At 67.0% G+C, this 22,433-nt stretch carries 24 protein-coding genes; 14 read left to right on the forward strand and 10 right to left on the reverse strand.

The features are described 5' to 3' along the window. Positions 1 to 203: 203 nt before the first annotated feature. Entirely contained in the window at positions 204 to 839 is a 636-nt protein-coding gene (locus CLD20_RS16755; protein ID WP_224407806.1) for an outer membrane protein, read from the forward strand. Positions 840 to 934: 95 nt separating this feature from the next. On the opposite strand, the gene CLD20_RS16760 is transcribed toward CLD20_RS16755, so the two are convergent. Next, a complete protein-coding gene (locus CLD20_RS16760; protein ID WP_224407807.1) occupies positions 935 to 1,996 on the reverse strand; it encodes a DUF1176 domain-containing protein in 1,062 nt (353 codons plus the stop codon). A 7-nt stretch (positions 1,997 to 2,003) separates the two neighbouring features. Next, complete coding sequence (locus CLD20_RS16765) at positions 2,004 to 2,453, reverse strand: hypothetical protein (RefSeq protein WP_224407808.1); 450 nt, start codon at positions 2,451 to 2,453, stop codon at positions 2,004 to 2,006. 210 nt (positions 2,454 to 2,663) lie between these two features. Between CLD20_RS16765 and CLD20_RS16770 the strand changes: the two genes are divergently transcribed. Continuing rightward, positions 2,664 to 4,724, forward strand: coding sequence for an elongation factor G (locus tag CLD20_RS16770; protein ID WP_224407809.1), 2,061 nt, complete (start codon positions 2,664 to 2,666; stop codon positions 4,722 to 4,724). A gap of 120 nt (positions 4,725 to 4,844) precedes the next feature. Here CLD20_RS16770 and CLD20_RS16775 read toward each other — a convergent pair whose 3' ends face one another. Beyond that, positions 4,845 to 5,735, reverse strand: coding sequence for a LysR family transcriptional regulator (locus CLD20_RS16775; RefSeq protein ID WP_224407810.1), 891 nt, complete (start codon positions 5,733 to 5,735; stop codon positions 4,845 to 4,847). A 74-nt stretch (positions 5,736 to 5,809) separates the two neighbouring features. Next, entirely contained in the window at positions 5,810 to 6,778 is a 969-nt protein-coding gene (trxB, locus tag CLD20_RS16780) for a thioredoxin-disulfide reductase (RefSeq protein WP_224407811.1), read from the reverse strand. A gap of 278 nt (positions 6,779 to 7,056) precedes the next feature. Here trxB and CLD20_RS16785 point away from each other — a divergent pair, with 278 nt between their 5' ends. Continuing rightward, positions 7,057 to 7,731, forward strand: a complete 675-nt coding sequence (locus CLD20_RS16785; RefSeq protein WP_224407812.1) for a 2OG-Fe(II) oxygenase — start codon at positions 7,057 to 7,059, stop codon at positions 7,729 to 7,731. A 24-nt stretch (positions 7,732 to 7,755) separates the two neighbouring features. Here the strand turns inward: CLD20_RS16785 and CLD20_RS16790 are convergent, their stop codons facing one another. Further along, positions 7,756 to 8,736 carry a mitochondrial fission ELM1 family protein gene (locus tag CLD20_RS16790; protein ID WP_224407813.1) on the reverse strand — a complete coding sequence of 327 codons (981 nt, stop codon included), beginning with the start codon at positions 8,734 to 8,736 and terminating at the stop codon, positions 7,756 to 7,758. Positions 8,737 to 9,206: 470 nt separating this feature from the next. Between CLD20_RS16790 and CLD20_RS16795 the strand changes: the two genes are divergently transcribed. Next, positions 9,207 to 9,617 carry a DUF3775 domain-containing protein gene (locus CLD20_RS16795; protein ID WP_224407814.1) on the forward strand — a complete coding sequence of 137 codons (411 nt, stop codon included), beginning with the start codon at positions 9,207 to 9,209 and terminating at the stop codon, positions 9,615 to 9,617. A 63-nt stretch (positions 9,618 to 9,680) separates the two neighbouring features. Here the strand turns inward: CLD20_RS16795 and CLD20_RS16800 are convergent, their stop codons facing one another. Then, positions 9,681 to 10,379: a hypothetical protein gene (locus tag CLD20_RS16800; RefSeq protein WP_224407815.1), complete on the reverse strand. Its 699-nt coding sequence runs from the start codon at positions 10,377 to 10,379 to the stop codon at positions 9,681 to 9,683. Between the two features lie 274 nt (positions 10,380 to 10,653). Between CLD20_RS16800 and uvrB the strand changes: the two genes are divergently transcribed. After that, on the forward strand, positions 10,654 to 13,557 hold the full coding sequence (gene uvrB / locus CLD20_RS16805) for an excinuclease ABC subunit UvrB (RefSeq protein ID WP_304504368.1): 2,904 nt from the start codon (positions 10,654 to 10,656) through the stop codon (positions 13,555 to 13,557). Here uvrB and bla read toward each other — a convergent pair. Further along, positions 13,554 to 14,462, reverse strand: a complete 909-nt coding sequence (bla, locus tag CLD20_RS16810; protein ID WP_370636927.1) for a class A beta-lactamase — start codon at positions 14,460 to 14,462, stop codon at positions 13,554 to 13,556. The two genes, uvrB and bla, sit on opposite strands and share 4 nt — an antisense overlap. A gap of 149 nt (positions 14,463 to 14,611) precedes the next feature. Here bla and CLD20_RS16815 point away from each other — a divergent pair, with 149 nt between their 5' ends. The 5 genes from CLD20_RS16815 (at position 14,612) to CLD20_RS16835 (ending at position 18,273) form a co-directional block, all read left to right on the forward strand. Continuing rightward, a complete protein-coding gene (locus CLD20_RS16815; protein WP_224407817.1) occupies positions 14,612 to 14,896 on the forward strand; it encodes a hypothetical protein in 285 nt (94 codons plus the stop codon). Positions 14,897 to 14,974: 78 nt separating this feature from the next. Beyond that, on the forward strand, positions 14,975 to 15,799 hold the full coding sequence (locus tag CLD20_RS16820; RefSeq protein WP_224407818.1) for a DUF72 domain-containing protein: 825 nt from the start codon (positions 14,975 to 14,977) through the stop codon (positions 15,797 to 15,799). 108 nt (positions 15,800 to 15,907) lie between these two features. Then, positions 15,908 to 16,087, forward strand: a complete 180-nt coding sequence (locus CLD20_RS16825; protein WP_224407819.1) for a hypothetical protein — start codon at positions 15,908 to 15,910, stop codon at positions 16,085 to 16,087. A gap of 226 nt (positions 16,088 to 16,313) precedes the next feature. Next, positions 16,314 to 17,270, forward strand: a complete 957-nt coding sequence (locus tag CLD20_RS16830) for a cyclase family protein (protein WP_224407820.1) — start codon at positions 16,314 to 16,316, stop codon at positions 17,268 to 17,270. Between the two features lie 661 nt (positions 17,271 to 17,931). Continuing rightward, complete coding sequence (locus tag CLD20_RS16835; RefSeq protein ID WP_224407821.1) at positions 17,932 to 18,273, forward strand: hypothetical protein; 342 nt, start codon at positions 17,932 to 17,934, stop codon at positions 18,271 to 18,273. A 4-nt stretch (positions 18,274 to 18,277) separates the two neighbouring features. Here the strand turns inward: CLD20_RS16835 and CLD20_RS16840 are convergent, their stop codons facing one another. Further along, positions 18,278 to 19,165 (reverse strand): dienelactone hydrolase family protein, encoded by an 888-nt coding sequence (locus CLD20_RS16840; protein WP_224407822.1) that lies wholly within the window; start codon positions 19,163 to 19,165, stop codon positions 18,278 to 18,280. 127 nt (positions 19,166 to 19,292) lie between these two features. Here CLD20_RS16840 and CLD20_RS16845 point away from each other — a divergent pair, with 127 nt between their 5' ends. Next, positions 19,293 to 19,640: a DUF6665 family protein gene (locus CLD20_RS16845; protein ID WP_224407823.1), complete on the forward strand. Its 348-nt coding sequence runs from the start codon at positions 19,293 to 19,295 to the stop codon at positions 19,638 to 19,640. Positions 19,641 to 19,902: 262 nt separating this feature from the next. After that, entirely contained in the window at positions 19,903 to 20,115 is a 213-nt protein-coding gene (locus tag CLD20_RS16850; RefSeq protein ID WP_224407824.1) for a cold-shock protein, read from the forward strand. A gap of 87 nt (positions 20,116 to 20,202) precedes the next feature. Here the strand turns inward: CLD20_RS16850 and CLD20_RS16855 are convergent, their stop codons facing one another. Beyond that, entirely contained in the window at positions 20,203 to 20,598 is a 396-nt protein-coding gene (locus CLD20_RS16855; protein WP_224407825.1) for a universal stress protein, read from the reverse strand. A gap of 270 nt (positions 20,599 to 20,868) precedes the next feature. Between CLD20_RS16855 and CLD20_RS16860 the strand changes: the two genes are divergently transcribed. Both CLD20_RS16860 and CLD20_RS16865 read left to right on the forward strand, forming a co-directional pair. After that, entirely contained in the window at positions 20,869 to 21,393 is a 525-nt protein-coding gene (locus tag CLD20_RS16860; protein WP_224407826.1) for a BA14K family protein, read from the forward strand. Positions 21,394 to 21,612: 219 nt separating this feature from the next. Next, a complete protein-coding gene (locus CLD20_RS16865; RefSeq protein WP_224407827.1) occupies positions 21,613 to 21,972 on the forward strand; it encodes a septal ring lytic transglycosylase RlpA family protein in 360 nt (119 codons plus the stop codon). 102 nt (positions 21,973 to 22,074) lie between these two features. Here the strand turns inward: CLD20_RS16865 and CLD20_RS16870 are convergent. Beyond that, a partial coding sequence (locus CLD20_RS16870) for a hypothetical protein (RefSeq protein WP_224407828.1) occupies positions 22,075 to 22,433 on the reverse strand: 359 nt, incomplete at its 5' end.

Raw genomic sequence — 22,433 nt, forward strand, 5'->3', positions numbered from 1 at the left:
AATCGCACATCGCGCGGGTGACGGGCATCCTAGGAGAGGGCATCGGCGGAGGAAGGGCGTGTAACGTCCAGTTACGCGTCAACATGGAAACGTCCTGTTTTCACCCTTTTTTCCGCCAAGGGCGATCACAATCTCCCTTTACTGAAAATTTGGAACCCAGACGCGCCGAGCGCGTTATGGCATTCGGAGAAGTGGAGGTACCCGTGCAAAAACCCCTGGTTCTTGCCGCAGCATTCAGCATCCTGGCCGCCCCGGCTTTCGCAGCCGATCTCGGTTCGGCCGAGCCGATCCCGACTCCGGGCCCCATGGTGACGTCGACCGGTCCCGTGACGGACTGGTCCGGCTTCTATCTTGGCACCATGCTCGGCTATTCGGCCGGCGACAGCGAGACGAGCGGGCCTGATCCCGACGTGGACGGTGTCGATGGCGGCGTCTATGCCGGCTATCAGCGCCAGTTCAACAATTTCGTTGTCGGCCTCGAAGGCGACGCGCTTCTTTCCGGCGTCGAAGGCTCCACCGGCGGCCTCAAGGTCGAGCAGAACTGGTCGGGCTCCCTGCGTGCCCGCGCCGGCATCGCCCTCGATCAGTTCCTCCTTTACACGACGGGCGGTGTGGCCCTCAGCGACATCGAAGCGACCTCGGGCGGCGTGAAGGATTCCAACACCCATTGGGGTTGGACGGCCGGTGTCGGCGCCGAAGCGCTCGTGGCGCAGAACGTCACGGCGGGCGTCGAGTACCGCTACACCGATTACGAGGACAAGACTTTCAGCCTCGGCACGCCGACCAATGCGGATCTGAGCACCCATTCGATCCGCGCGCGCGTCGGCTACAAGTTCTAGCCTCTCGCACGCAGCTTCAGAATACGGAAAGGCCCGGCGCTCGCGCCGGGCCTTTTCTTTGCGGCTCTCCTCCGTGGCCCTTGTGGGAGCCACGGCTATGACTTGTGTTCGTAGATGACCGGCCATGCGTCCGGCAGCCGCCCGTTGCAATCCTCTTCGGCGATGTAGCGGTCGAGCCGGTAGGCGTAATCGAGGAAGGTGAATTCGGCGCTGGAGCCGCAATCGCCGAGGCCGCGCCCCTTGGCGAAGGCCGAAAGATGCGTCCCCTCGAGCGAGACGTTGAACAGAAGGTCGGTGCCGCTCCAGCCGTAGGCCTTCGACCATTCGGGGAAGTAGAGCGTGCGCGCCCCGCCGATCTCGCCCGTCTCGCGCAGATACAGCCGGTAGGTGATGTTGTAGGCGCCCACCGTGCAAGGAATGGCGTAGACGATCGCCGTCTCGCTCACCTTGGCGATCTGCACCGGAATGTCCTTCATCAGCTCCGTGTCGGGGGCTTCGCAGGCGCTGCTGGCGATATGCAGCCCGCGCACCGCTTCGGGCACCCCCGAGGCCTCGATGGAAGCTTCCTTGGCCTTCTTGCTTGTTGCCTCGGGCCGCGCTTGCGCGAGTTCGTCCGGCACGATGGCGCGCCGCTCGGCGCCGACGATGCCCATCCGTTCCTCGATCCACAGGAGCGCGGCCGAAAGGCCGGAAAGCGAGAAGAGCTGGCGCCGCGGCTCGCCGGTCACGTCGATATATTCCAGGACGAGCTGCGAGCCCTTCAGCATCGCCTCGGTGAGGCGGGCGCGAAGCGGCGCGTCGGCCGAGACGAAGCTGCGCCCCTCGGCGCCGGTCAGCACCCAGCCCGTATGCGCCGCGAGCACGGTCTTCTCCCCGTCGACGAGCAGCGTCAGCGGCCGGTCCGGATCGGGCAGGGGATCGGAAAAGTCGAGGCGGATGTAAAAGCCGTCCGCGCCGTCGGCCCTGTCGAGCCCGAGCCGCGTCGAAGGCCCGCCGGTTTCGGCCAGGCACCCGGCATCCGGCTGGCATTCCGCCTGCCAGTCGCGAAAGGCCTTGCCGTCCGCGGCAAGGCCGGGTGTGGTGGAAAGAAGAAGCGCGGCGAGAGCGGCGGCGAGCCCCGCCCGGGCCGCCCCTTCGCGGGGCGCCAAAGCGGGCATGCGGGTCCTAGCGCAGTGTGCGGCAGTCGGCATCGTAGATGCGCCAGGGGTCGAGCCCGAGCACGCAGAAATCGATGCCGCTGCCCATGGAGGCAAAGCCCATGCCTTCCTCCACGATGTAGTAGACGTGGCGGCTCATGCCGTTGGTCATCACCGCCTCGGCGGCGCAATGATCGTGCAGGACGCGCGCCGGAGCCGTGCCGGCGACGTAGCGGTGCTTCGGGTTGATGAGCGTGTCGATGACGAAGCCGCGATGCCAGGTGTTGCGTTCCGCCCAGGCGAAGCGCTCCTTGATGCGGTTGAGCACCCACGGCTTCTCGCAGACCGTCGGCTCCGCCGGCCGCGCATCGGCGTAGACGGCGGGATCGTAGTAGAGGTCGGCGGCCGAGGCCGGAGCCGCGATCGAAGAAAGGGCGATCGCCCCGCCGATAAGGCCAAAAAGAAGCCGCGCCCACATGATCGTCTCACCTTCGCATAGGCTTGTCCTGCACGACCATGCGCGGCCGGGCCGGCCAAATCAAGCGCCTGACGCATGCCGGCTGCCACCTGTTGCAGTCTTGTCAAACCTTTCGGTGGCTGAGACGATCTGTGTCAATTCGTTGAAGCGCTCGGGAGCGCTAGAAAGCGCTCTGTCGAACGCCCAAAAGAGAAGGAAGGAGGCGACGCGATGAGTGGCAACAACGCGGGACATGAGAGGCGCACCGGACCGAGATGCATCGCCATCGTCGGTCCGTTCGCGAGCGGCAAGACGAGCCTCCTGGAAGAGATTCTCTATCGCACCGGCGCTGTCGAGAAGCCCGGCTCCGTCGCTGCCCGCAACACCGTCGGCGATGCCTCTGCGGAGGCGCGCGAGCATGCCATGAGCGTCGAGCTCAACTGCGCCAACACCGAATTCATGGGCGAGCCCTACTGCTTCATCGACTGCCCTGGCTCGGTCGAGTTCGGCTACGAGGCCGACCCGGTTCTCGCCTGCGTCGACGCGGCGATCGTGGTCGCCGAGCCGGACGAGAAGAAGATCCCCGCCCTGCAGGTGGTGATGAAGCATCTGGAGGAGCGCGAGATCCCGCGGCTCCTCTTCTTCAACAAGGTCGACAAGGCGCCCGGCAATGTGCGCGACGCGCTGGAGATGCTCCAGCCGGTCTCCAAGGTTCCGCTCGTCCTGCGCCAGATGCCGATCTGGCAGGACGGCATCGCCGTCGGCTTCATCGATCTCGCCCTCGACCGGGCCTTCCTGTATCGCGAGCACGCGCCGAGCGAGGTGGTGGATGTCGCCGAGATGGACCGCCTCAATTCGGAGGAGGCGCGCTTCACCATGCTGGAATCGCTCGCCGATCATGACGACGAGCTGATGGAGCAGCTTCTGGAGGATATCGAGCCGCCGCGCGACGAGGTCTTCGCCGATCTCGTCAAGGAGATGCGGGCCGGCGAGATCGTCCCGGTCTTCCTCGGTTCGGCGGCCAACGGAAACGGCATCATGCGTCTTCTCAAAGCGCTGCGCCACGAAGCCCCGGACATCACCGACACGCAGGCGCGCCTCGGCATCGATCCTTCCGGCGGCACGGTCGCGCAGGTCGTCAAGACGATCCACACCAGCCACGGCGGCAAGCTTTCGCTCGCCCGCATTCTCTCCGGCAAGGTCGAGGACGCGGCGGAGCTGGAAAGCGCCTCCGGCGCTTCCAAAGTCTCCGGCATTTACGCGCTGATGGGCCAGAAGACCTCCAAGCGCGGCCCGGCGCTGGCCGGCGAGACCGCCGCCCTCGGCAAGCTGGAGGCGGTGAAGACCGGCGACACGCTCGTTGCCAAGGGCGCGGCCGCGCCGCGGATCATGGTGCCGAAGCCGCCCCAGCAGGTGCTGCAGAAGGTGGTGCAGCCCACCGAGCGCAAGGATGAGGTGAAGCTCTCCGCCGCGCTCGCCAAGCTGGTGGAGGAGGATCCCTCGCTCTTCGTCCTGCATCGCCAGGATACGGGCGAGACGCTGGTCGGCGGCCAGGGCGAGATGCATCTGCGCGTCGCGCTCGAACGCCTTGCCGGCAAGAACGGCCTTGCCATCGAGACCTCGGTGGCGACCGTTCCCTATTGCGAGACGATCAAGGGCAGCGTCAGCCAGCGCGGCCGGCACAAGAAGCAGTCCGGCGGCCACGGCCAGTTCGGCGACGTGATGCTGGATATCCAGCCGATGCCGCGCGGCGAGGGCTTCGTCTTCGCCGAAAAGATCTCCGGCGGCGTCGTGCCGAAGCAGTATTTTTCGGCGGTCGAGGCGGGCGCCAGGGAAGCGCTGCAGAACGGCCCGCTCGGCGGCTTCCCGGTCGTCGATGTCGGGGTGACGCTGACGGACGGCTCCTACCACACGGTCGATTCCTCCGAGCAGGCCTTCAAGATGGCCGCGATCCTCGCCATGCGCGAGGGGCTGCCGCAGTGCCAGCCCGTGCTCCTGGAGCCGGTGATGAAGGTCGAGATCGCCGTGCCGAGCGAGGCCACGCCGAAGGTGAACGCCATTGTCTCCGGCCGCCGCGGCCAGTTGATGGGCTTCGACGCCCGGGCGGGCTGGGACGGATGGGATGTGGTGGAGGCGATGCTGCCGGAAGCGGAGATTGCCGACCTCATCATCGAGCTGCGCTCCGCGACGCAGGGCGTCGGCTCCTTCACCTTCGCCTTCGATCATCTCGCCGAGGTGCACGGGCGCCTGGCCGAGGACATCCTCAAGGCGGCGCACAAGGAAGCGGCCTGACCGCAGGGCAGACTGCCCTGACGGGCAGGCTCGCCGATACGAGGCGATGCCCGGCGCGAGCCGGGCAGGCGAGGGGCTTTCGGCAGGGAAGGCGGGCGGGAGGTCTGTCCGCCTGAGCGCTCAGTAGTGCCAGCGCCTCGCATTGGCGATGAGGAAGTCGCGGAAGACGGCGACGCGCGCGGAATTCCGGAGCTCTTCGGGATAGACGAAATAGGTGTCGAAGGCCGGCACCTCGGCTTCCGGAAGAACCGCGACGAGGCCCGATTCCTCGTTCACCAGATAGTCTGGCAGCATGGCGATGCCGACGCCGCGTTCCACCGCCCGGCGGATGGCGACGACGTTGTTGATCGACATCATCGGGGTGCGCGGCTCGGCCGATTCCCGTCCCTGCGTGACGAGCCGGTTCATTTCCTTCAGGTAGCCCGGCGCGTTGTCGCCGTAGACAATGATCCGATGGCTGTCGAGTTCGCCGATCGTCTTCGGCTGGCCGAAGCGCTTCAGATATTCCGGCGATGCGTAGACGTGGAAATGCACCGTGAAGAGCTTGCGCTGGATGAGGTCGGGCTGGGTCGGGGCCCGCAGCCGGATGGCGACGTCCGCCTGGCGCATGGCGAGGTCGAGCTCGTCGTCGTCGAGCAGGACCTGCAGGTTGATCTGCGGATAAAGGTCGATGAACTCGTTCAGCCGTGTGGCAAGCCATGTCGAGCCGAGGCCAACGGTCGTCGTCACGCGCAGCGGGCCGCTTGGCTGGCCCTTTGAGTCGGCGAGTTCGGCGCGCGTCTGCTCCAGCTTGACGAGAACGTCGCGGGCCGTGCGCATGAGCAACTCGCCCTGTTCCGTCAGGATCAGCCCGCGGGCGTGACGGTGGAAGAGGGGAACCCCGAGTTCAGCTTCCAGGGCGCTCACCTGCCGGCTGACCGCCGACTGGCTCATGTTGAGCGTGTCTCCCGCATGCGTGAACGAGCCGGCATCGGCTGCCGCATGGAAGATACGCAGCTTGTCCCAATCCATCTGAACTCCCCTCCAGGACCGGCACGGTCCGGAAGCTGGCCTTTTTGGGCCTTTTGTTTTGTGCGACGCCGGCCTTATTCGGCCGCTTCCCTCGCCGCTTCAATACCGTAGAGGAACTTTTCTGCCTCCAGGGCGGCCATGCAGCCCTGGCCGGCAGCCGTCACCGCCTGCCGGAAGACATCGTCCGTCACGTCGCCCGCGGCGTAGACGCCGGGTATCTCAGTGGCGGTCGAATCCGGCGCTGTCCACAGATAGCCGTTCGGCTTCACCTTCAATTGATCCTTGAACAGCTCGACCGCCGGCGCGTGGCCGATGGCGATGAAGATGCCGTCCACCGCGACCTCGCTGATTTCGCCGCTGCGCACGTTGCGGATCTTCGCGCCCGTCACGGAGGGCGGAAAGCCGCTCTGTCCGACGACCTCCTCCAGCACGCTGTCCCACATGACGGCGACGTTTTCGCGGGCGAGGAGCCGCTCCTGCAGGATGCGCTCGCTGCGCAGCGCGTCGCGGCGGTGGACGAGGGTCACCTTGCTGGCGAGATGCGAGAGGTAAAGCGCCTCCTCCACGGCGGAATTGCCGCCGCCGATCACCAGCACTTCCTTGCCCTTGTAGAAGAAGCCGTCGCAGGTGGCGCAGGCGGAGACGCCGAAACCCTTGAAGCGCTCCTCGGAAGGCAGGCCGAGCCAGCGTGCCTTCGCCCCGGTCGCGATGACGATCGCGTCGGCCGTCCAGATGTCGCCGCCGTCCAGTTTCAGGCGGAAGGGCCGGTTCTTCAGATCGACCTCCACCACCACGTCGCTGACGAGGCGCGTGCCGACATTCTCGGCCTGGCTGCGCATCTGCTCCATCAGCCACGGCCCCTGGATGGGATCGGCGAAGCCCGGATAGTTCTCCACGTCCGTGGTGATGGTGAGCTGGCCGCCGGGCTCCATGCCGGCGATGAGGACGGGCTCCAGCATGGCCCGCGCGGCATAGATGGCGGCGGTATAACCGGCCGGGCCCGAACCGATGATGACGAGCCTGGCGTGCTTGGCCTCTGGCATGGTCGCACCCCTGCGAATTTTGAGCACTGAGATAGGCGGCGATGCCCGAAAGGGCAAGCAATGAGCCGGCTCCGTCACCAGCTTTCGCCCGCCGGGCTCCGCCTTGACGCTAAGCTTGGCGCCAAGTCTGGCGTGGCGGGCCTGCCACAGACAAGCGCCCGGCGCATCCCGGGGGGCGCGGCATGATTGCGCAGCCGCCCATTGACGTGGCAATGAGGCCTTTCGTTCAATGAGAGAGTGCCGCCGCGCATCGGTCGACGGCCGTGAAGGGGTGGCCCATGCCCGGTCTGACGGAAGCTACGAAGAATTCTATCCGCGAATCGGTGCGGGCTGCCGACATGCGCTCCGAGCCCTATCCCCACGCCATTCTGGAAAACCTCCTGCCGCAGGAGGTCTACCGGGACCTGAAGGATCTCGATCTGCCGGTCGTCGAACTGGCAGGCGTCTCCGGCACGCGCGAGGTGCATAACGGCGAGCGCAGCTATATCGCCGCCGACAATCTCGGCCGCAACGCCGCCTGCCGCGCCATCGCCGAGGCCTTTCAGGATCCGGAAACCGTCTCTCTCCTGCAGGAGCATTTCGGCACCGATCTCGCCGGCACCTATCTGAGGATGGAATACGCCCAGGACGTCGACGGCTTCTGGCTGCAGCCGCATACCGATATCGGCGTCAAGAAGTTCACGCTCCTCCTCTATATGTCGGACGATCCGAGCCATGCCGATCTCGGCACGGACATCTATGCAGACAAGGAGACCCATGTCGGCAGCTCGCCCTTCAGGCCGAACGGGGCGATGGTCTTCGTTCCCGCCGACAACACCTGGCACGGCTTCGAGAAGCGGCCGATCCGGGGCGTGCGCCGCTCCATCATCGTCAATTACGTGACCAGCGACTGGCGCGCCCGCGAGCAGCTTGCCTTCCCGCAGCAGCCGGTGCTCGAAGGCGCGGCGGCCTGACGCTGGAGGTCTGGCGCTGGGGGCCTAGCGCTGCAGAAGGCGCCGGCGCACGAGCTCCGCCACTTCCGGCGTCGCATCCACCGGCTCGCCGCTTCCGGTAAAGAAGAGGTCGAGCCCCTCCGGCCCGGTCACCGAGACGAGTCCGCGCCGGCCGAGATTGTCGACGAAGGCGTCGTGCCGCTTCGACTTGCCGTTCATCGGCAAGAGGTTGATGGCGCGGCCGGTCGCCAGCGCCTCCGACACCATGGAAACCGAATCGGCCGTCACCACCAGCCGGTCGGCGAGCGCCAGGATGCCGAAATAGGGGTTCTCGCCGCTCCCGTCCCACTGCCAGTACCAGGGCTCCCCGGCGAAGGCGGCCGAGAGCCTTTCGGTCACCCGCGCCTCGGTGCGCCGCGAGGGCGTCACCACGATGCGCGCGCCGGTGATCTCGTGCACCTTGGCGATCATCGTCTCGAGCCGCGAGAGCAGCGCCTCGCTCATCCAGTAATGCTTGGTCGGCCCGCCGAGCACGAAGCCGACGAGTCTCTCCGCCCCCCCGCGCAGCCTCTCGCGCCACGCCTCCGCCGCTTCGGCGAGCTTTTCCGGTGTCACCCGATGCAGCGCCGTGTCGACCGAGACGACGTTGTCACCGCTCATGGCGTCGTGGCGCATGGCGATGACGAGATCGAAATGCTTCGTCGGCGTCTGCGGGTTCTGGATATGCACCGTCTTCGTGGCGCCCCCGGAAGCGCGCCGGATGCCGATCGAGAGCGCCGTCGAGCGCCGGCCGCAGGAGATGATCAGTTCCGGGAAGGGCCGCTCCAGCCGATCGCCCTCGGGGGCGAGGCCGGCGAGCGGGGCAGGGCACAGATGCCCCGGCAGCATCGACCAGGGCTTGCGCAGCGTCACCGCTTTTTCCTGGAAGTCGACGCCGAGCCTTTCGGCCAGTCCGATCGCCTGGCTGCGCATGCCGGCTTCGCCGGTCGTCAGGACCCAGCAGGTCGGTCGGGATGATTCGCTCATGGGAGGGCGCTTTCACGGGTCGCGCGGGCGCGCTGGCCAGCTGTTCCGGTAGCATGCGAGGCGAGGGGGGCAAAGGCCGTGTCCGGCGACTTTCGGCCGCTTTTGCGCCAGCTCTGCCGCGCAATTGAGCGGCGCTGCCTAGCGGCCGGGCAATTGCATACCTGACATGCAGAGTCGTTGATTGCCTCGCCGGGTCGTTCTGGCGATATACGAACAGCTGACGAGCTCTTGGGTCGCTTTTCCCGGTGACCTTGGAGAGGCAGCTGTTCCCCTCTTGGACGGCCGGTCGCCTGACCGGCTCCAAACTCTCCTGCGAGCCCTGGTAATCTCCGGGGCTCGCTTTTTTTTGTGCCTGCCGCCGGGCTTCGGGCGCATGCAGGCCCGTTCCGCGTGACAAAGGGCGCCGGTACGGAGTAGAACCGGCGTGCTATCCCGACTCCCTCGGGAGGCCCAGGAAAATGTTAGTGGAAATGGCTGTCGATCTCTCTCTCGATCCCGCGACTCTGCGGATTTTCGCCGAAAAGGCACGCGCCATCAGCGCCGACGTCCAGGGCGACTACGAGGATGGTACGGAGCACGAGATCGACCTCGATGCCGAGGGCATGCACGAGAGCCATCATCATGACGCTCTCGCTGAGGAAGAGGCCGACGACCAGACCGAGGAAGAGCTGCGCGAGCTGATCGACGATCTCAATGTCGATGAGGCCGCCGACCTCGTGGCGATCGTCTGGATCGGCCGCGGCGACTACAGCGCCGACGATTGGGACGAAGCGCGCACGGAGGCCCGTTCGCGCGCCGCCGGCAAGACCTCTGCCTATCTTCTGGGCATGCCTCTTCTCGCCGATCACATCGAAGCCGGGCTCGACACGCTCGATTTGTAGCTGTCTCGCGCGCCTGCCGGCCATTATCGGCGGAGCGCCCCGTTCCCAAACGCTCGATAGCCTTCACCAGCGGCGGTAAAGCTGCAGCAGGATCGTGGCGTTGCGGCTGTCCAGCCGCGGGTCGCTGACCGAGCCGATCAGCGTCATGCCGTCGACGATCCGCTGCTCGGCCTGCAGCGTGTTGTGCCAGGTGAAGTCGCTGTTGGTCATGCTCGAACGGGCGAGCAGGGCGGTGCCGGTGCCCCGCAGGTCGAGGCGGAGCGACGGGCTCGTCTCCAGCGTGCGCACCGCCTCGCGCCCGAGCCCCGTCTGGTTGAGCGCGTAGCTCAGCTGCATGGAGGCGTTGACGAGGCTGCCCAGCGTCTTCTCCTCGCGGATGCGCGCGGCGATGCGGTAGCTGTCGGTCTCCGGCACCACATTGCCCTCGACCCAGGCCTTGTCCCACGCCCAGTCGAGATCGGAGAGCGGACCGGGAATGCCGAGGCTGTACCAGAGCGCGTCCACCGGCCGGTTGCCCCATTGCCAGATACGCGTGTCGATGCCGAGGCCCGGCGATCCGGCCGTGCCGAGATCCATGCCGAGCCGCCCCTCGATCGGACCCGGCACCTGCGTTCCGAGAGAATAGACCGCGGAGCCGTCGGAATTGTGCGCCCGCCCGAGGATCAGCCAGTGCCGGTCCCCGGCCGCTGCGCTGCCGGGAAGGGCGCGGGAAAGACAGGCGATCGTGAGCGCGGCGCATGCCGCGCGGGCCGTGATTCGCAAGGGCTCCGGCTCCAGTCGTTCAAGGCGCTGGCGCGAATGACCCCCGGACGAATCCTCCGTCGGATGGTTGTTGGGCGAAGAGTTTAGGAAGCTCTGTGGCGAAAGAAAGAGTCACGTCCTGCTTGTGCTCCGCGCGCTCCGATTGAGCCTCGGCGGGCGCGGCGGATGCTTCGCGCTCCGCCGCGCACCCGGCTGTGCCGGCCTCCTGTCATTCCTGGCAGCAGGAAGCCGATCGGCCCTTTCCGCGCCGCCGCCATCGGTCCATATAGGGAACATGGCAGCGGACAGGCGGACACCTCCGAAACGGCGCGACGGCGCCGGCGAGGACACATACCAGCAGCACGAAAACGAGCCCGAAGGATTCGGCGAAGCGCCGCAGCCGAATCTGGAGGGCGTGCCGGTCGAAAAGGCCTTCGCCGGCTCCGTCTCGGCCTGGGCGGAGGCCATCTCCCGCGAGGCGGAGGCCGAGGGCGCCCCCGAGGCCCTCTCGCCCGAAGCGAGGGAGGAAGTCGAAACGCGCATCCGCGCCCGCAAGCCGGGCGATCGCGGCGGCCTTGCCTATGATCGCTCGCTTCCCGCCGCCGAAAAACCGCGGGACGGCGCCTCCAGATTGGGGCCCGGCAAGAGCTCCGGCTGGGAGACCGACCAGTCGCTGCCGCTGCGCCCAGACGGCAAGGCGGAAAAGCCCGCGGCGAAAAAGGCGAAGGCAAAGCGCGGTAAGAAGCAAACGGAAAAGCCGGCGAAGGCGGGTCCCCTCCGGACGGCGCGGGGCACCTCCATGGGCGGCAAGGGCACGGCCAAGGAGCGCGCCGGCGCCGGCCTCAATCCCGTTCCCGGCCTCGATATCTCGCTGGAGGAGGCCGAAACTCTCTCCAGCTCCTCCGTCACCGCCACGGTCGAGGCGCTGTCCTCGCTGATCGAGAAGGGCCGGCCGGAATTTCGCGACGGCACCTGGGTGCCGCATCGCCCGCCGCGCCCGGAAAAGTCCGAAGGCGGCGTGCCGCTGGAGATCGTCTCCGATTTCGAGCCGAAGGGCGACCAGCCGCAGGCGATCGCCGAGCTCGTCGAGGGCATCAGCGAGGCGGGGGAGGCGACGCAGGTGCTGCTCGGCGTCACCGGCTCCGGCAAGACCTTCACCATGGCCAAGGTAATCGAGGCGACGCAGCGCCCGGCGCTGATCCTTGCCCCGAACAAGACGCTGGCGGCCCAGCTCTACGGCGAGTTCAAGGCCTTCTTCCCCGAGAACGCGGTCGAGTATTTCGTCTCCTATTACGACTATTACCAGCCGGAGGCCTACGTCCCGCGCACGGACACCTATATCGAGAAGGAATCCTCCATCAACGAGCAGATCGACCGCATGCGCCATTCGGCGACGCGCGCTCTGCTCGAGCGCGACGACGTCATCATCGTCGCCTCGGTCTCCTGCATCTACGGTATCGGCTCGGTGGAGACCTACACGGCGATGACCTTCGCCATGGAGGTGGGCGAGCGGCTCGACCAGCGCCAGCTCATCGCCGATCTGGTGGCGCTGCAGTACAAGCGCTCCGACTCCAATTTCGTCCGCGGCACCTTTCGCGTGCGCGGCGATACGGTCGAGATCTTTCCGGCCCATCTGGAAGATCGCGGCTGGCGCGTCTCGCTCTTCGGCGACGAGATCGAATCGATCTCCGAATTCGATCCGCTCACCGGCAAGAAATCGGGCGAACTGCGCGCCGTAAAGGTCTACGCTAACTCGCACTATGTGACTCCGAAGCCGACTCTGCAGCAGGCCGTGAAGGGTATCCGCCAGGAGCTCAGATGGCGCCTGGACGAGCTGGAAAAGGCCGGGCGGCTTCTGGAGGCGCAGCGGCTGGAGCAGCGCACGCGCTTCGACCTGGAGATGATCGAGGCGACCGGCGCCTGCGCCGGCATCGAGAACTATTCGCGCTATCTCACCGGCCGCAAGCCCGGCGAGCCGCCGCCGACGCTCTTCGAGTACCTGCCCGACAACGCCCTCGTCTTCATCGACGAAAGCCACGTCACGATCCCGCAGATCGGCGCCATGTATCGCGGCGACTTCCGCCGCAAGGCGACGCTCGCCGAATACGGTTTCCGGCTGCCCTCATGCATGGACAACCGGCCGCTGCGCTTCGAGGAATGGGACGCCATGCGCCCGCCCAGCGTCTGCGTCTCGGCCACGCCCGGCGGCTGGGAGCTGAACGAGACCGGCGGCGTCTTCACCGAGCAGGTCATTCGCCCGACCGGCCTCATCGACCCGCCGGTGGAGATCCGCCCGGCGACGAGCCAGGTCGACGACCTCCTCGGCGAGGTCAAGGAAGTGGCCGCGGCCGGCTACCGCTCGCTGGTGACGGTGCTCACCAAGCGCATGGCCGAGGACCTCACCGAGTACCTGCATGAGCATGGCGTGCGCGTGCGCTACATGCATTCCGACATCGACACGCTGGAGCGCATCGAGATCATCCGCGACCTGCGGCTCGGCGCCTTCGACGTGCTGGTCGGCATCAACCTCTTGCGCGAGGGCCTCGACATTCCCGAATGCGCCCTTGTCGCCATCCTCGACGCCGACAAGGAAGGCTTCCTGCGCTCCGAGACCTCGCTGGTGCAGACCATCGGCCGCGCCGCGCGCAACCTCGACGGCAAGGTCGTGCTTTATGCCGACCGCATCACCGGCTCCATGGAACGGGCGATGGCCGAGACCGACCGGCGCCGCGAGAAGCAGCTGGAATACAACGCCGCGAACGGCATCACGCCGGAATCGGTGAAGGCGAAGATCTCCGACATTCTCGATTCCGTCTACGAGCGCGACCATGTCCGCGTCGGCATCGGCGGCGGCGGCCCCGGTGGCAAAGGCAAGGGCTTCGCCGAGGACGAGGGCGCGCTCGTCGGCCACAATCTGCGCGCCCATATCGACGCCATGAGCAAGCGCATGCTGGAGGCGGCGGCCAATCTGGAATTCGAGGAGGCGGCGCGCCTGCGCGACGAGATCAAGCGGCTGGAAGAGACCGAGCTCGCCGTCATGGACGACCCGCTCGCCCGCAACACCGGCATCGAGAACACCCGCCAGTCACGGAAGGATGCCGCCGGCGGCTCGCGCATCCGAAAGAACACGCTCGACGAGATGACCGTCGGGCGCACCGAAAAGCCGATGGGTGGTGCTCCGCCCAGGAAGCGGCGCTAGCCGGAAAAAGCCTTGCGCCCGCCAAGGGATTGCGAAAGCGCCTTGCCAATTTCCGCGATGCCCGCATTGCGGTCGTCGAGGGAAGCAACCGTCTCCGTCAGGTAGATCGCCGCGACGATCGGCTTTCGGTCCGTCGAAGGCCAGAGGATGGCGATGTCGTTCGTCGTGCCGTGGCCGCCGCCTCCCGTCTTGTCTCCTACCTGCCAGTCGCTCGGGACGCCGGCGCGCAGCTTGGCGTCGCCGGTCTTGTTGGCGAGCATCCAGTCGCGGAGCTGCTTTCGCGAGGCTTCCGAGAGGCTCTCGCGGGCAAGGAGCACCTGCAGGTCATGGGCGATGGCCTGCGGACTGGTGGTGTCGCGCGGATCGCCGGGAGAGGCCTCGTTGAGTGCGGTCTCGAAGCGGTCGAGCCGCGTGGTGGTGTCGCCGATGGAGCGTGCGAAGGCGGTCACGGCGGCCGGACCTCCAAGGCTCTGCAGGATGAGATTCGCGGCGGTGTTGTCGCTTCGTGTCATCGCTGCCTCGCAGAGCGCGCCGAGCGTCATGCCGGCGCCGTCGGCATGCGCTTCCGTCACGGGCGAGTAGGTCACGAGGTCCTCGTCGGTGAAGGCGATCTGGCGCGCAAGGTCCTCTTCGCCGGCATCCACGCTGGCAAGCACGGCGCCGCATGCCAGGAACTTGAAGGTGCTGCACATGGCGAAGCGCTCCTCGGCGCGCCGCATCCACTTCCGGTCGCTTTCCAAGTCGTGGATGAAGGCGCCGAGCCGCGCGCCGAGACGGGTCTCCACCTCCGCCAGTTTGCGCGAGAACGCGTCTGCTTCGTCGGCTGCCGCGTGGCCGAAACCGGGCAGGCACAGGCCGGCGAGGCTGGCGGCGATGAGGGCGGTGACGCTGCGGCGCGTCGGCATCGGATCCATGCGTCTTTCTCCGGACGGGGTGAGGGCCGCCGGCTAGCTGCGTCGCATGGCCGGATCATGGCGTGTGGGCGCGCCGGGGCGGTACTTCCGCCCCAAAGCTTGCCGCGGGGCGCCCGGCACCCCACATCTTCTGGTACATCATGCTGATCCGATCCCCCAAAACGGCTATTGCAGTCCTCGCTCTTGCGCTGACGCTGCCTTTTGCCGGCACGGCCTCCGCCGACCAGCGGCGGCCGTCCATCCCGCGCGTGGAGGTGCCCAACCTTCGCACCCCAGACCCGTTGAACAACCGCTATGACCGCACGCGCCAGCAGCGTCAGCAGGTCGAGCCGCGCGTCTTCGCGCCTCCCGGCTGCTCCGGCAATCTGACGGCGCAGCAGCGGGCCAATTGCCGGGCCAAATACCAGTACCGCAACGAGAACTGAGCGCCGGAAAAGGCGTTTTTCGGGTTGCCACCGAAGGGGCGGGAGAGGAATCTCTTTAGCTTCCCGAGGAGTATTCTCGTGTCTTCCAACCATCCAAGAACCGGCCCTGGCCGGATCCGCGTCGGCATCGGCGGCTGGACCTTCGAGCCCTGGCGCGGGGCCTTCTATCCCGACAAGCTGCCGAAGACGCGCGAGCTGGAATACGCCGCGTCGAAGCTGACCGCGATCGAGATCAACGGCACCTTCTATCGCGGACAGAGCCCCAAGAGCTTCGCCAAATGGCGCGACGAGACGCCCGCGGATTTCGTCTTCTCGCTGAAGGGCCACCGCGCCATCGCCATGAAGAAGAAGCTCTCGGAGACCGGCGAGAGCCTTGAATGGTTCACCGGCGGCGGCATCGCCGAGCTGAAGGAAAAGCTCGGCCCGATCCTCTGGCAGTTCCATCCCAGCCGACAGTTCGACGCCAAGGACATCGCCGCGTTCCTGAAGCTGCTGCCGCGCGAGGTGGAAGGTTTTCCGCTCCGCCACGCGCTCGAGGTGCGCCATGAGAGCTTCCTGTGCGAGGCATTCGTCGATCTTGCGAGGCAGCACAATGCCGCGATCGTCCTGGCCGATTCGGACGAATATCCCGAACTTGCCGAGCCGACGGCCGATTTCGCCTATCTGCGTCTGATGCGCAGCCAGGAAGACGAGGAGACGGGCTATCCCCCCGCCGATCTCGGCCGTTGGGCCGGGCGGGCGCGAATCCTCGCCGAAGGCGGCGTTCCCGACGACCTTGCCCGGCTTGAGGGGGCCGGCGCCGAAAAGGCCGCTGCCCGCGATGTCTTCGCCTTCTTCATCGCCGGCGCCAAGGTCCGAAATCCGGCCGCCGCCCAGAGCCTGATCGCGCGCCTGAAGGACTGAACGGCCGGGCAGGGGGCCTTTTCCGGGAATGGGGACTTTGCCGAGAATCCGGTCGCCGCTCGGCAACGCCTCGTCTATGCTTCGCCGGCAACACAAGCGGAGACGTGCATGACCGGGATCCCGGAAACCTACGGCAAGGCCAAGGACCGGCGGAAGAAGGCTCCCGTCAAGCGCGTGCAGCTCTCTGCCGAGCAGCGCCAGGCCTATGAAGACGCCATGCGCGAGCACGACCGGCGCGAGCGCGAGCACAGCCAGTATCTGCCCGACGACGTCCGCACCCGGCGCTGAGGGGCCTCTCCGGACCTGATCCGGCGATCCGTTCCGCGGGCGCCAGAGCGGGCCGAAGCGGCGATGGCATGCATCCAGAGCGCGGCCTTGGGCACAACGACAGGCGGTCTTCGACCGCGCTTTCACCGGAAAATTCCTCGATCCGCCCCTGTGGCGCGGTGCGACGCGATGGCGCTAAGCTTCACCCACGAGCCGGCCCGTCGAAGGGTCGCAGGAGGAGAACCGCATGAACCATCGTCTCGCCGTCCCGCGCCTTGCCGCGGCCCTCGCCTTCGCCGCCCTGTCGGCTCTGCCGCAAGCCGCCCGCGCCGAGGAGCCGTCCGATCTGTGGAAGGCCTATAACGACCTCTTCAAATCGGCGAAGTACATCGACCTCACCCATGCCTTCGAGCCGCAGCAGGCGGTCTGGCCGGGCTTCGGCAACGCCACCTTCAAGCCCGCCGTGGCCGGCAAGGACATCGAGGGCTACGTCAAGAAGGGCGAGGAATTCACCTACGAGAAGCACGGCTTCGTCGCCACCGCCTACGACATCCCGACCGACCAGTACGGCACGCAGCTCGATCCGCCGGCGCATTGGGAGCCGATGGGCGCGACCATCTCCGACATTCCCGCGACCTACGCCGTGCGTCCGCTGGTGGTGATCTCCATCGTCGAGCAGGTGAAGCAGGACGAGGGCTACCACCTGCAGGTCGCCGACATCGAGGACTGGGAGGCCGAGCACGGCACCATCCCGGAAGGCTCCGTCGTCATGGTGCGCTCCGACTGGTCGAAGAAGTGGGACGACATCGAGGCCTTCGGCGCGCCAAAATTTCCGGGCGTCTCGCTGGCCGCGCTGAAGTTCCTGCACAACGAGCGCCACATCCTCTTCCACGGCCACGAGCCGCTCGACACCGATACGACGCCGACGCTGGAGGGCGAGTACTGGCTGATGCACAACCATTTCGCCCAGGCCGAGGGCGTCGCCAATCTCGACAAGGTGCCCGAAGCGGGCGCGCTCGTCGCGATCGGCTTTGCCAAGCCGCTCGGCGGCACAGGCGGCTATGCGCGCTACGTGGCGATCGCGCCTTCGGACTGGCAGTACGGCGTTTCGATCGACGAAATGCCCGGCTCTCCGCTGCCGATGCAGGAAAGTCCCCTCAAGCGCGACGCAAACGGCGTCATGCGCCCCACCGAAAAAAAGTAATCCCCGGCGACAAGGCCGGAGGAACCCATGCAACGCTCCGGCCTTGTTGGGCGTTTGCGAGATAAAACCACCTGAAAGGAAACCCGGATGAGGCGTGTGACGGCTACTTTGAAGTTTGGCCTCTTGAGCATCGGTCTCACACTTGCGACCGCAACAGCCGCCTCCGCGGCTTCTGCCCCGCCTCCGGCCGGGATCGCCGCGCCGCCTCTCATTCTCGCCCATGGCTGCCATGCCGATGTCCGCAGCGGTTTCGTGCCGGAATTCGGCGGCCGCGCCCGGCACTACCATCGGGGGCCGAATTGCCGCCCCGTGGTGGCCGAGGAACGGCGTCGCGACGGCCCCCCTCCCGGGTTTCGCCGGGACGGGCGGCGCGATGGGCGCGACTTCCGGGGCGGGCCGCCCCGCCGGGATGGCCCGCCGCCGCCCCGCCGGCGCAACTGCGTGAGGGTCGGCCCGGTCGAGGTCTGCGAATAGGCCGCACCTCAGGCGCGAGCAGGCCCTTCGCCAATTCGGGAAACGGTGAGGGAACAAAAAACGGGCGGCGCCAGCGCCGCCCGTTTTTTGTTCCCTCACCGCCGCTCCGGCATCCGTGCGGCATCTTCTCGCTCCACCGCCTTTCCGGGCGCTTGCTAGTCTGGCGCCGCGAAAGAAGGGTAGGGCGATGCGAAGCATTTGGGTTCTCGCCGGCGCGGCCTGCCTCGGATTTCTGACGGGGCCTTGTGGCGCCGCGGCGGTCCAGGCGCTCTCTCCGGTCCCGGCAGAGGCCGTGCCGCTTCTCCTTGCCCATGGCTGCCACCGCTCGATCCAGTATGGCGAGGTGGCAGAATGGGGCGAGGAGCTCTGGCATTTCCACGACACGGAGTGCGGTCCGCTGCGCGCCAGCGAGCAGAAGCCGCCGCCGACCGCTGGCGGCCCGGGCGAGCCGCCGCCGCCCGCACCCCCGGGCATCCGGCCTCAGATGAAGATCGATCCGAAAGCTCTGAAGGCCGCGCCTCGCTCCTGAGCCCTCAGCCGGCGAGCTTCTCCTTCAGGAACGCGATCGTCCGCTCCCAGGCGAGTCGGGCCGCCTTCTCGTCGTAGCGGGCGGCCGACGTGTCGTTGTGGAAGGCGTGGTTGACGCCGTCATAGACATGGATCTCGTGGGCCACGCCTGCCTTCTCCAACGCTTCCTCATAGGCGGGCAGACCGGCGTTGATGCGCTCGTCGAGGCCGGCATAGTGCAGCAGCAGCGCCGCCCGGATCTTTCCGACTTCGGACGAATCGGGCGTGCGGCCGTAGAAGGCGACGCCGGCCGAAAGGTCTTCGCCGGCATGGATCGCTACCTGGTTGACGAGGCCGCCGCCCCAGCAGAAGCCGATCGCGCCGACGCGGCCGTTCCCGTCCGGCCGCTCCTTCAGATAGTCGACCGTCGCGACGGCGTTGGCGACGGTCGCCGCCGCATCGAGTTCGCCGATCATCTGTCGTGCCTTGTCCTCGTCCGGCGGCGTGCCGCCCGCAGGCGAAAGGAAATCGGGGGCGAGCGCCACGAAGCCGGCAAGCGCCGTGCGCCGAGCGACATCCTCGATATGGGCGTTGAGGCCGCGATTTTCGTGGATCACCATGACGGTTGGCGTGCGCGCGCCGCCGCCGCGCGGCAGCGCGAGGTAGCCGGACATTTCGGTTCCGTCCGCGCCTTCGAAGGTGATGCGCTCCGCTTTCACCCTTTCATCGTCCGGCGCCACCATCGCCGCGCCCGCTCTGTCGGCGGCGATCAGCGGCGCGATCGCCGCGGCGGCGGAGGCCGAGCCCGCCAGCGCCGTCAGCCGGCGCATGAAGTCGCGGCGGTCGTAGGTGAGGTGGGTGTATTCGTCGTAGAGCCGGATCATCTCCTGCGAGATCTCAGGGCGTTTGGGCATGGGTTCCTCCCGTCGTCGGACGCAGGGAAAGCTAGGCCCGGCCCCGCCGGCTGGAAGGCGCGTTGACGCGCAGTTGATCTTGCGGGTCCCGCTTGCCTCTCCGGCCTGCCCGTCCTAGCTCTGGCGAATGGTCGTCCGTCCGCCGCGCATTCTCGCCCCGAAGAGGATCGAATCCCCGCTCGACGCCCTCCATCACGAAATGCTGGAGGAGAAGGCCGGGGCGCTTTCGCGCATGGTCCGGCGCTTCGAGGAAGCGCTCCAGGAATGGCGCCGTCTCGCCGAGGTCGGCGAGGGAAGCGACGACGCCATCCGACAGGCCGCGCTTGACAGGGCGGCCGAGGCGCTCTGGGCGCTGATCGTGCAGCGCGATGTACTCGGCCTGCCGGGCACGGAGCGCCTGCTGCGCGAATACGACGTGCCACCTGTGCTGCGGGCAAGGCTCGGCATCGTCCAGCCGGGCGGTCGCCGGCGCTGACGGGGCCCGTTTCGCCCCATCGGAGCCGCGCCCGCCGCGCAGGGCATTTCGCCGCCCGTCTTGTTATCTCCGCACTTTGGCGTCATACGTTTCATGTGGCGCGTTTCGATGGTTGGATGGCGCGCCACCGACGACCGGTTAAGTCGGCCGCAGAGCGCCCCAAAAAAGGCGCCGCAGGTGGCCAGAACGTCTTTCCCGACTGCTTCGAAGGACCGTGCATATGCCCGGCCTGAATCCGACGACACGGGAAAGGACATATCCCATGAGCCAGACCGGAACGGTCAAGTTTTTCGACGCCACTCGCGGCTTCGGTTTCATCGCGCCCGAAGACGGGAGCAAGGACGTCTTCGTGCATATCTCCGCCGTTGAGCGCTCGGGCCTGTCGGCTCTTGCCGAGGGCGACCGCGTCACGTTCGAGCTGCAGCCGGACCCGCGTGGCCGCGGCCCGCAGGCAGTCAATCTGCAGATGGCCTGACGCGGGCGGGCTTCGGCCTGCCTCAAGAATCGGAAAAGCCGCCGGCATCGCCGGCGGCTTTTCTGTATTGGCGCACCAAACGCGGCTTCAGCGCACGACCAGCACCGAGCAGGGGCTGTGCAGCACCACATTGGCCGCGTTGGAGCCCATCACATAGTCTCCGAGACTGGGATTGTGCGAGGCCATCACCACAAGGTCGATCGCCTCCTGCAGGATGGCCGCGCGGATGCCGCGAGCGACCGTGCCGAGCCGGTGAACGGCGCGGCTTTGGATATCGGGCGGGATGCGCCGCCGCCGGAAAGCCTCCACCGCCGGAACGTGGTGCTGCGGAAACTGCTCGAAATCGGCTTCCATCTCCGGAAAGACGCTGAGGACGACGAGTTCCGCCCCGAAATGGCGCGCGAGGTCGATCGCCATGTCGACCGACTTCTCCCAACTCGCCACATGATCGAGATCGATCGGCAGTAAGATCCGCTTCGCCATCGTCGCGCTTCCTCTTCGGGCCGTTTCTCTCACCGATGGAGGTACGGCGCCGTTCCCTTCCCATTGATGGAAGTCGGCGAAGCATGTGCCTTGATCGCCGTCAAGCACGCACCGGGCGAGGGGCGTGCCGGATGCGGTCCGCTGAAGGGGAGGAGGCGAGGGGAGCGCCCCGGTCTGCAGGCCGCCTTCGTTCAGCCGCCATTCAGCCTATCATCGCTAGTTCTTCTTCCCGAAGACGCCGGATCCCGGCGAAAGCCCAGGAAGTCAGCCATGTCCCTTTTTTCCTCAGCAACACCGAAGGCCATTGCAGCCACGCTCGCGATGGCGGTCGTGGCGACCTCCCTGCCGAGCACGGCCTCCGCAGACCATTGGCGCCACCGCGGCTATTACGGCCATCACCATCGCGGAGGCGATGGCGGAGCGGCTCTGGCCGCCGGTGTCGTCGGCCTTGCCGCCGGCGCCATCCTCGGCTCGGCGCTCGCCCCGGCGCCGGCCTATGCCGCCCCGCCGCCGCGTGCCTATTACGCCCCGCCGCCGCGGGTTTACTATGCGCCGCCGCCTCGCGCCTACTACGCGCCGCGCCCGGTCTACGTCGCTCCGCCCCCTGTCTACGCGGCGCCGCAGCCGGTTTATCGCGCTTCCGGTGATCCTCTGGTCGTCTATGGCGGGTCCGTCGGCGGTCCGCAGCCCTGGACGCCGGAATGGTACCTCTACTGCGAATCCAAGTATCGCTCCTTCGATCCGGACAGCGGCACCTTCCAGCCCTATAACGGACCTCGCCAGCTCTGCCGCTGAAGGGTTCCCTTGCAGTTGATCATAGTTTTGTGAAAGTAACGGCCATCCTTCGGGGTGGCCGTTTTCCGATGTGGCGCGTTGATCCATATGACGCGCTGCCAAGACATCGCCGCATTGCAGCGGGCATTTCCCGAAAATGCCCCATTTGCTGCCAACCCTTCGCCGTCTTTGGGCAGGAAAGGCCGACCTGCCAACGACGGCAAAGGGGAAAATCTGAAAATGCAGCACACGGCGAAGCTCTTCGCCGCGGCAATGCTTGCCGTGGTCAGCGCCACCCTCGTTCAACCCGGCTCCGCCGGAGCTCAGACAGGCCACGCCTCCTGGTATGCGCTCACATCGCGCACCGCCTCCGGAGAAAGGTGCAATCCCAACGCCATGACGGCGGCGCACCGCTCGCTACCCTTCGGGACCAAGGTCAGGGTCACCAACCTGCACAATGGACGTGCCGCCGTCGTGCGGATCAACGACCGCGGCCCCTTCGTGCGGGGCCGTATCATCGACGTCACCCGGGCCGCCGCGCAGAAGCTCGGTTTTCGAGGAAGGGGCACTGCCCGCGTCAAGGTCGAGGTCCTCAAATAGCTTGGCTTTTCTGGCATCGCCAAGACCATCGACGATTCACCTCTTGCGGATTTGTCGGTTCTGCGCATAGATTGTCTGAGGGGGTCTGCATGAGGCGTCCCCTTAAGGATGGTTGAGGGCCAGCGGACCGATCCCGGCTTTCCATGTTACTCCAAGTAAAGACCGCGCGCTTGCCCGCGTCGGCTGGTGGCTGCCAGCCGGCGGTTTTTGTATTCCAAGGGACCTGATGAAATGACGGAAAATGGCGGTCGCGGCGATCACGACGACGACGAGTTTGGTGAACGCCCCGAGAGGGATCGCACGCGCCGTCCGCGGCGTGGCGGTGCTAGAGAGTTCGGCGGCGAGTATGGCGCGGATGTGACGCCTCCCCCCTTCGGCGGGGGAGAGCGCGATGAAGGCGGCTATCGCGGTGGCGGCGGTGGCGGCGGCTATCGCGGCGGCGGCGACCGCGAAGGCGGTGG

The organism is Afifella sp. IM 167 (assembly GCF_020144925.1).
Classification (GTDB): domain Bacteria; phylum Pseudomonadota; class Alphaproteobacteria; order Rhizobiales; family Afifellaceae; genus Afifella.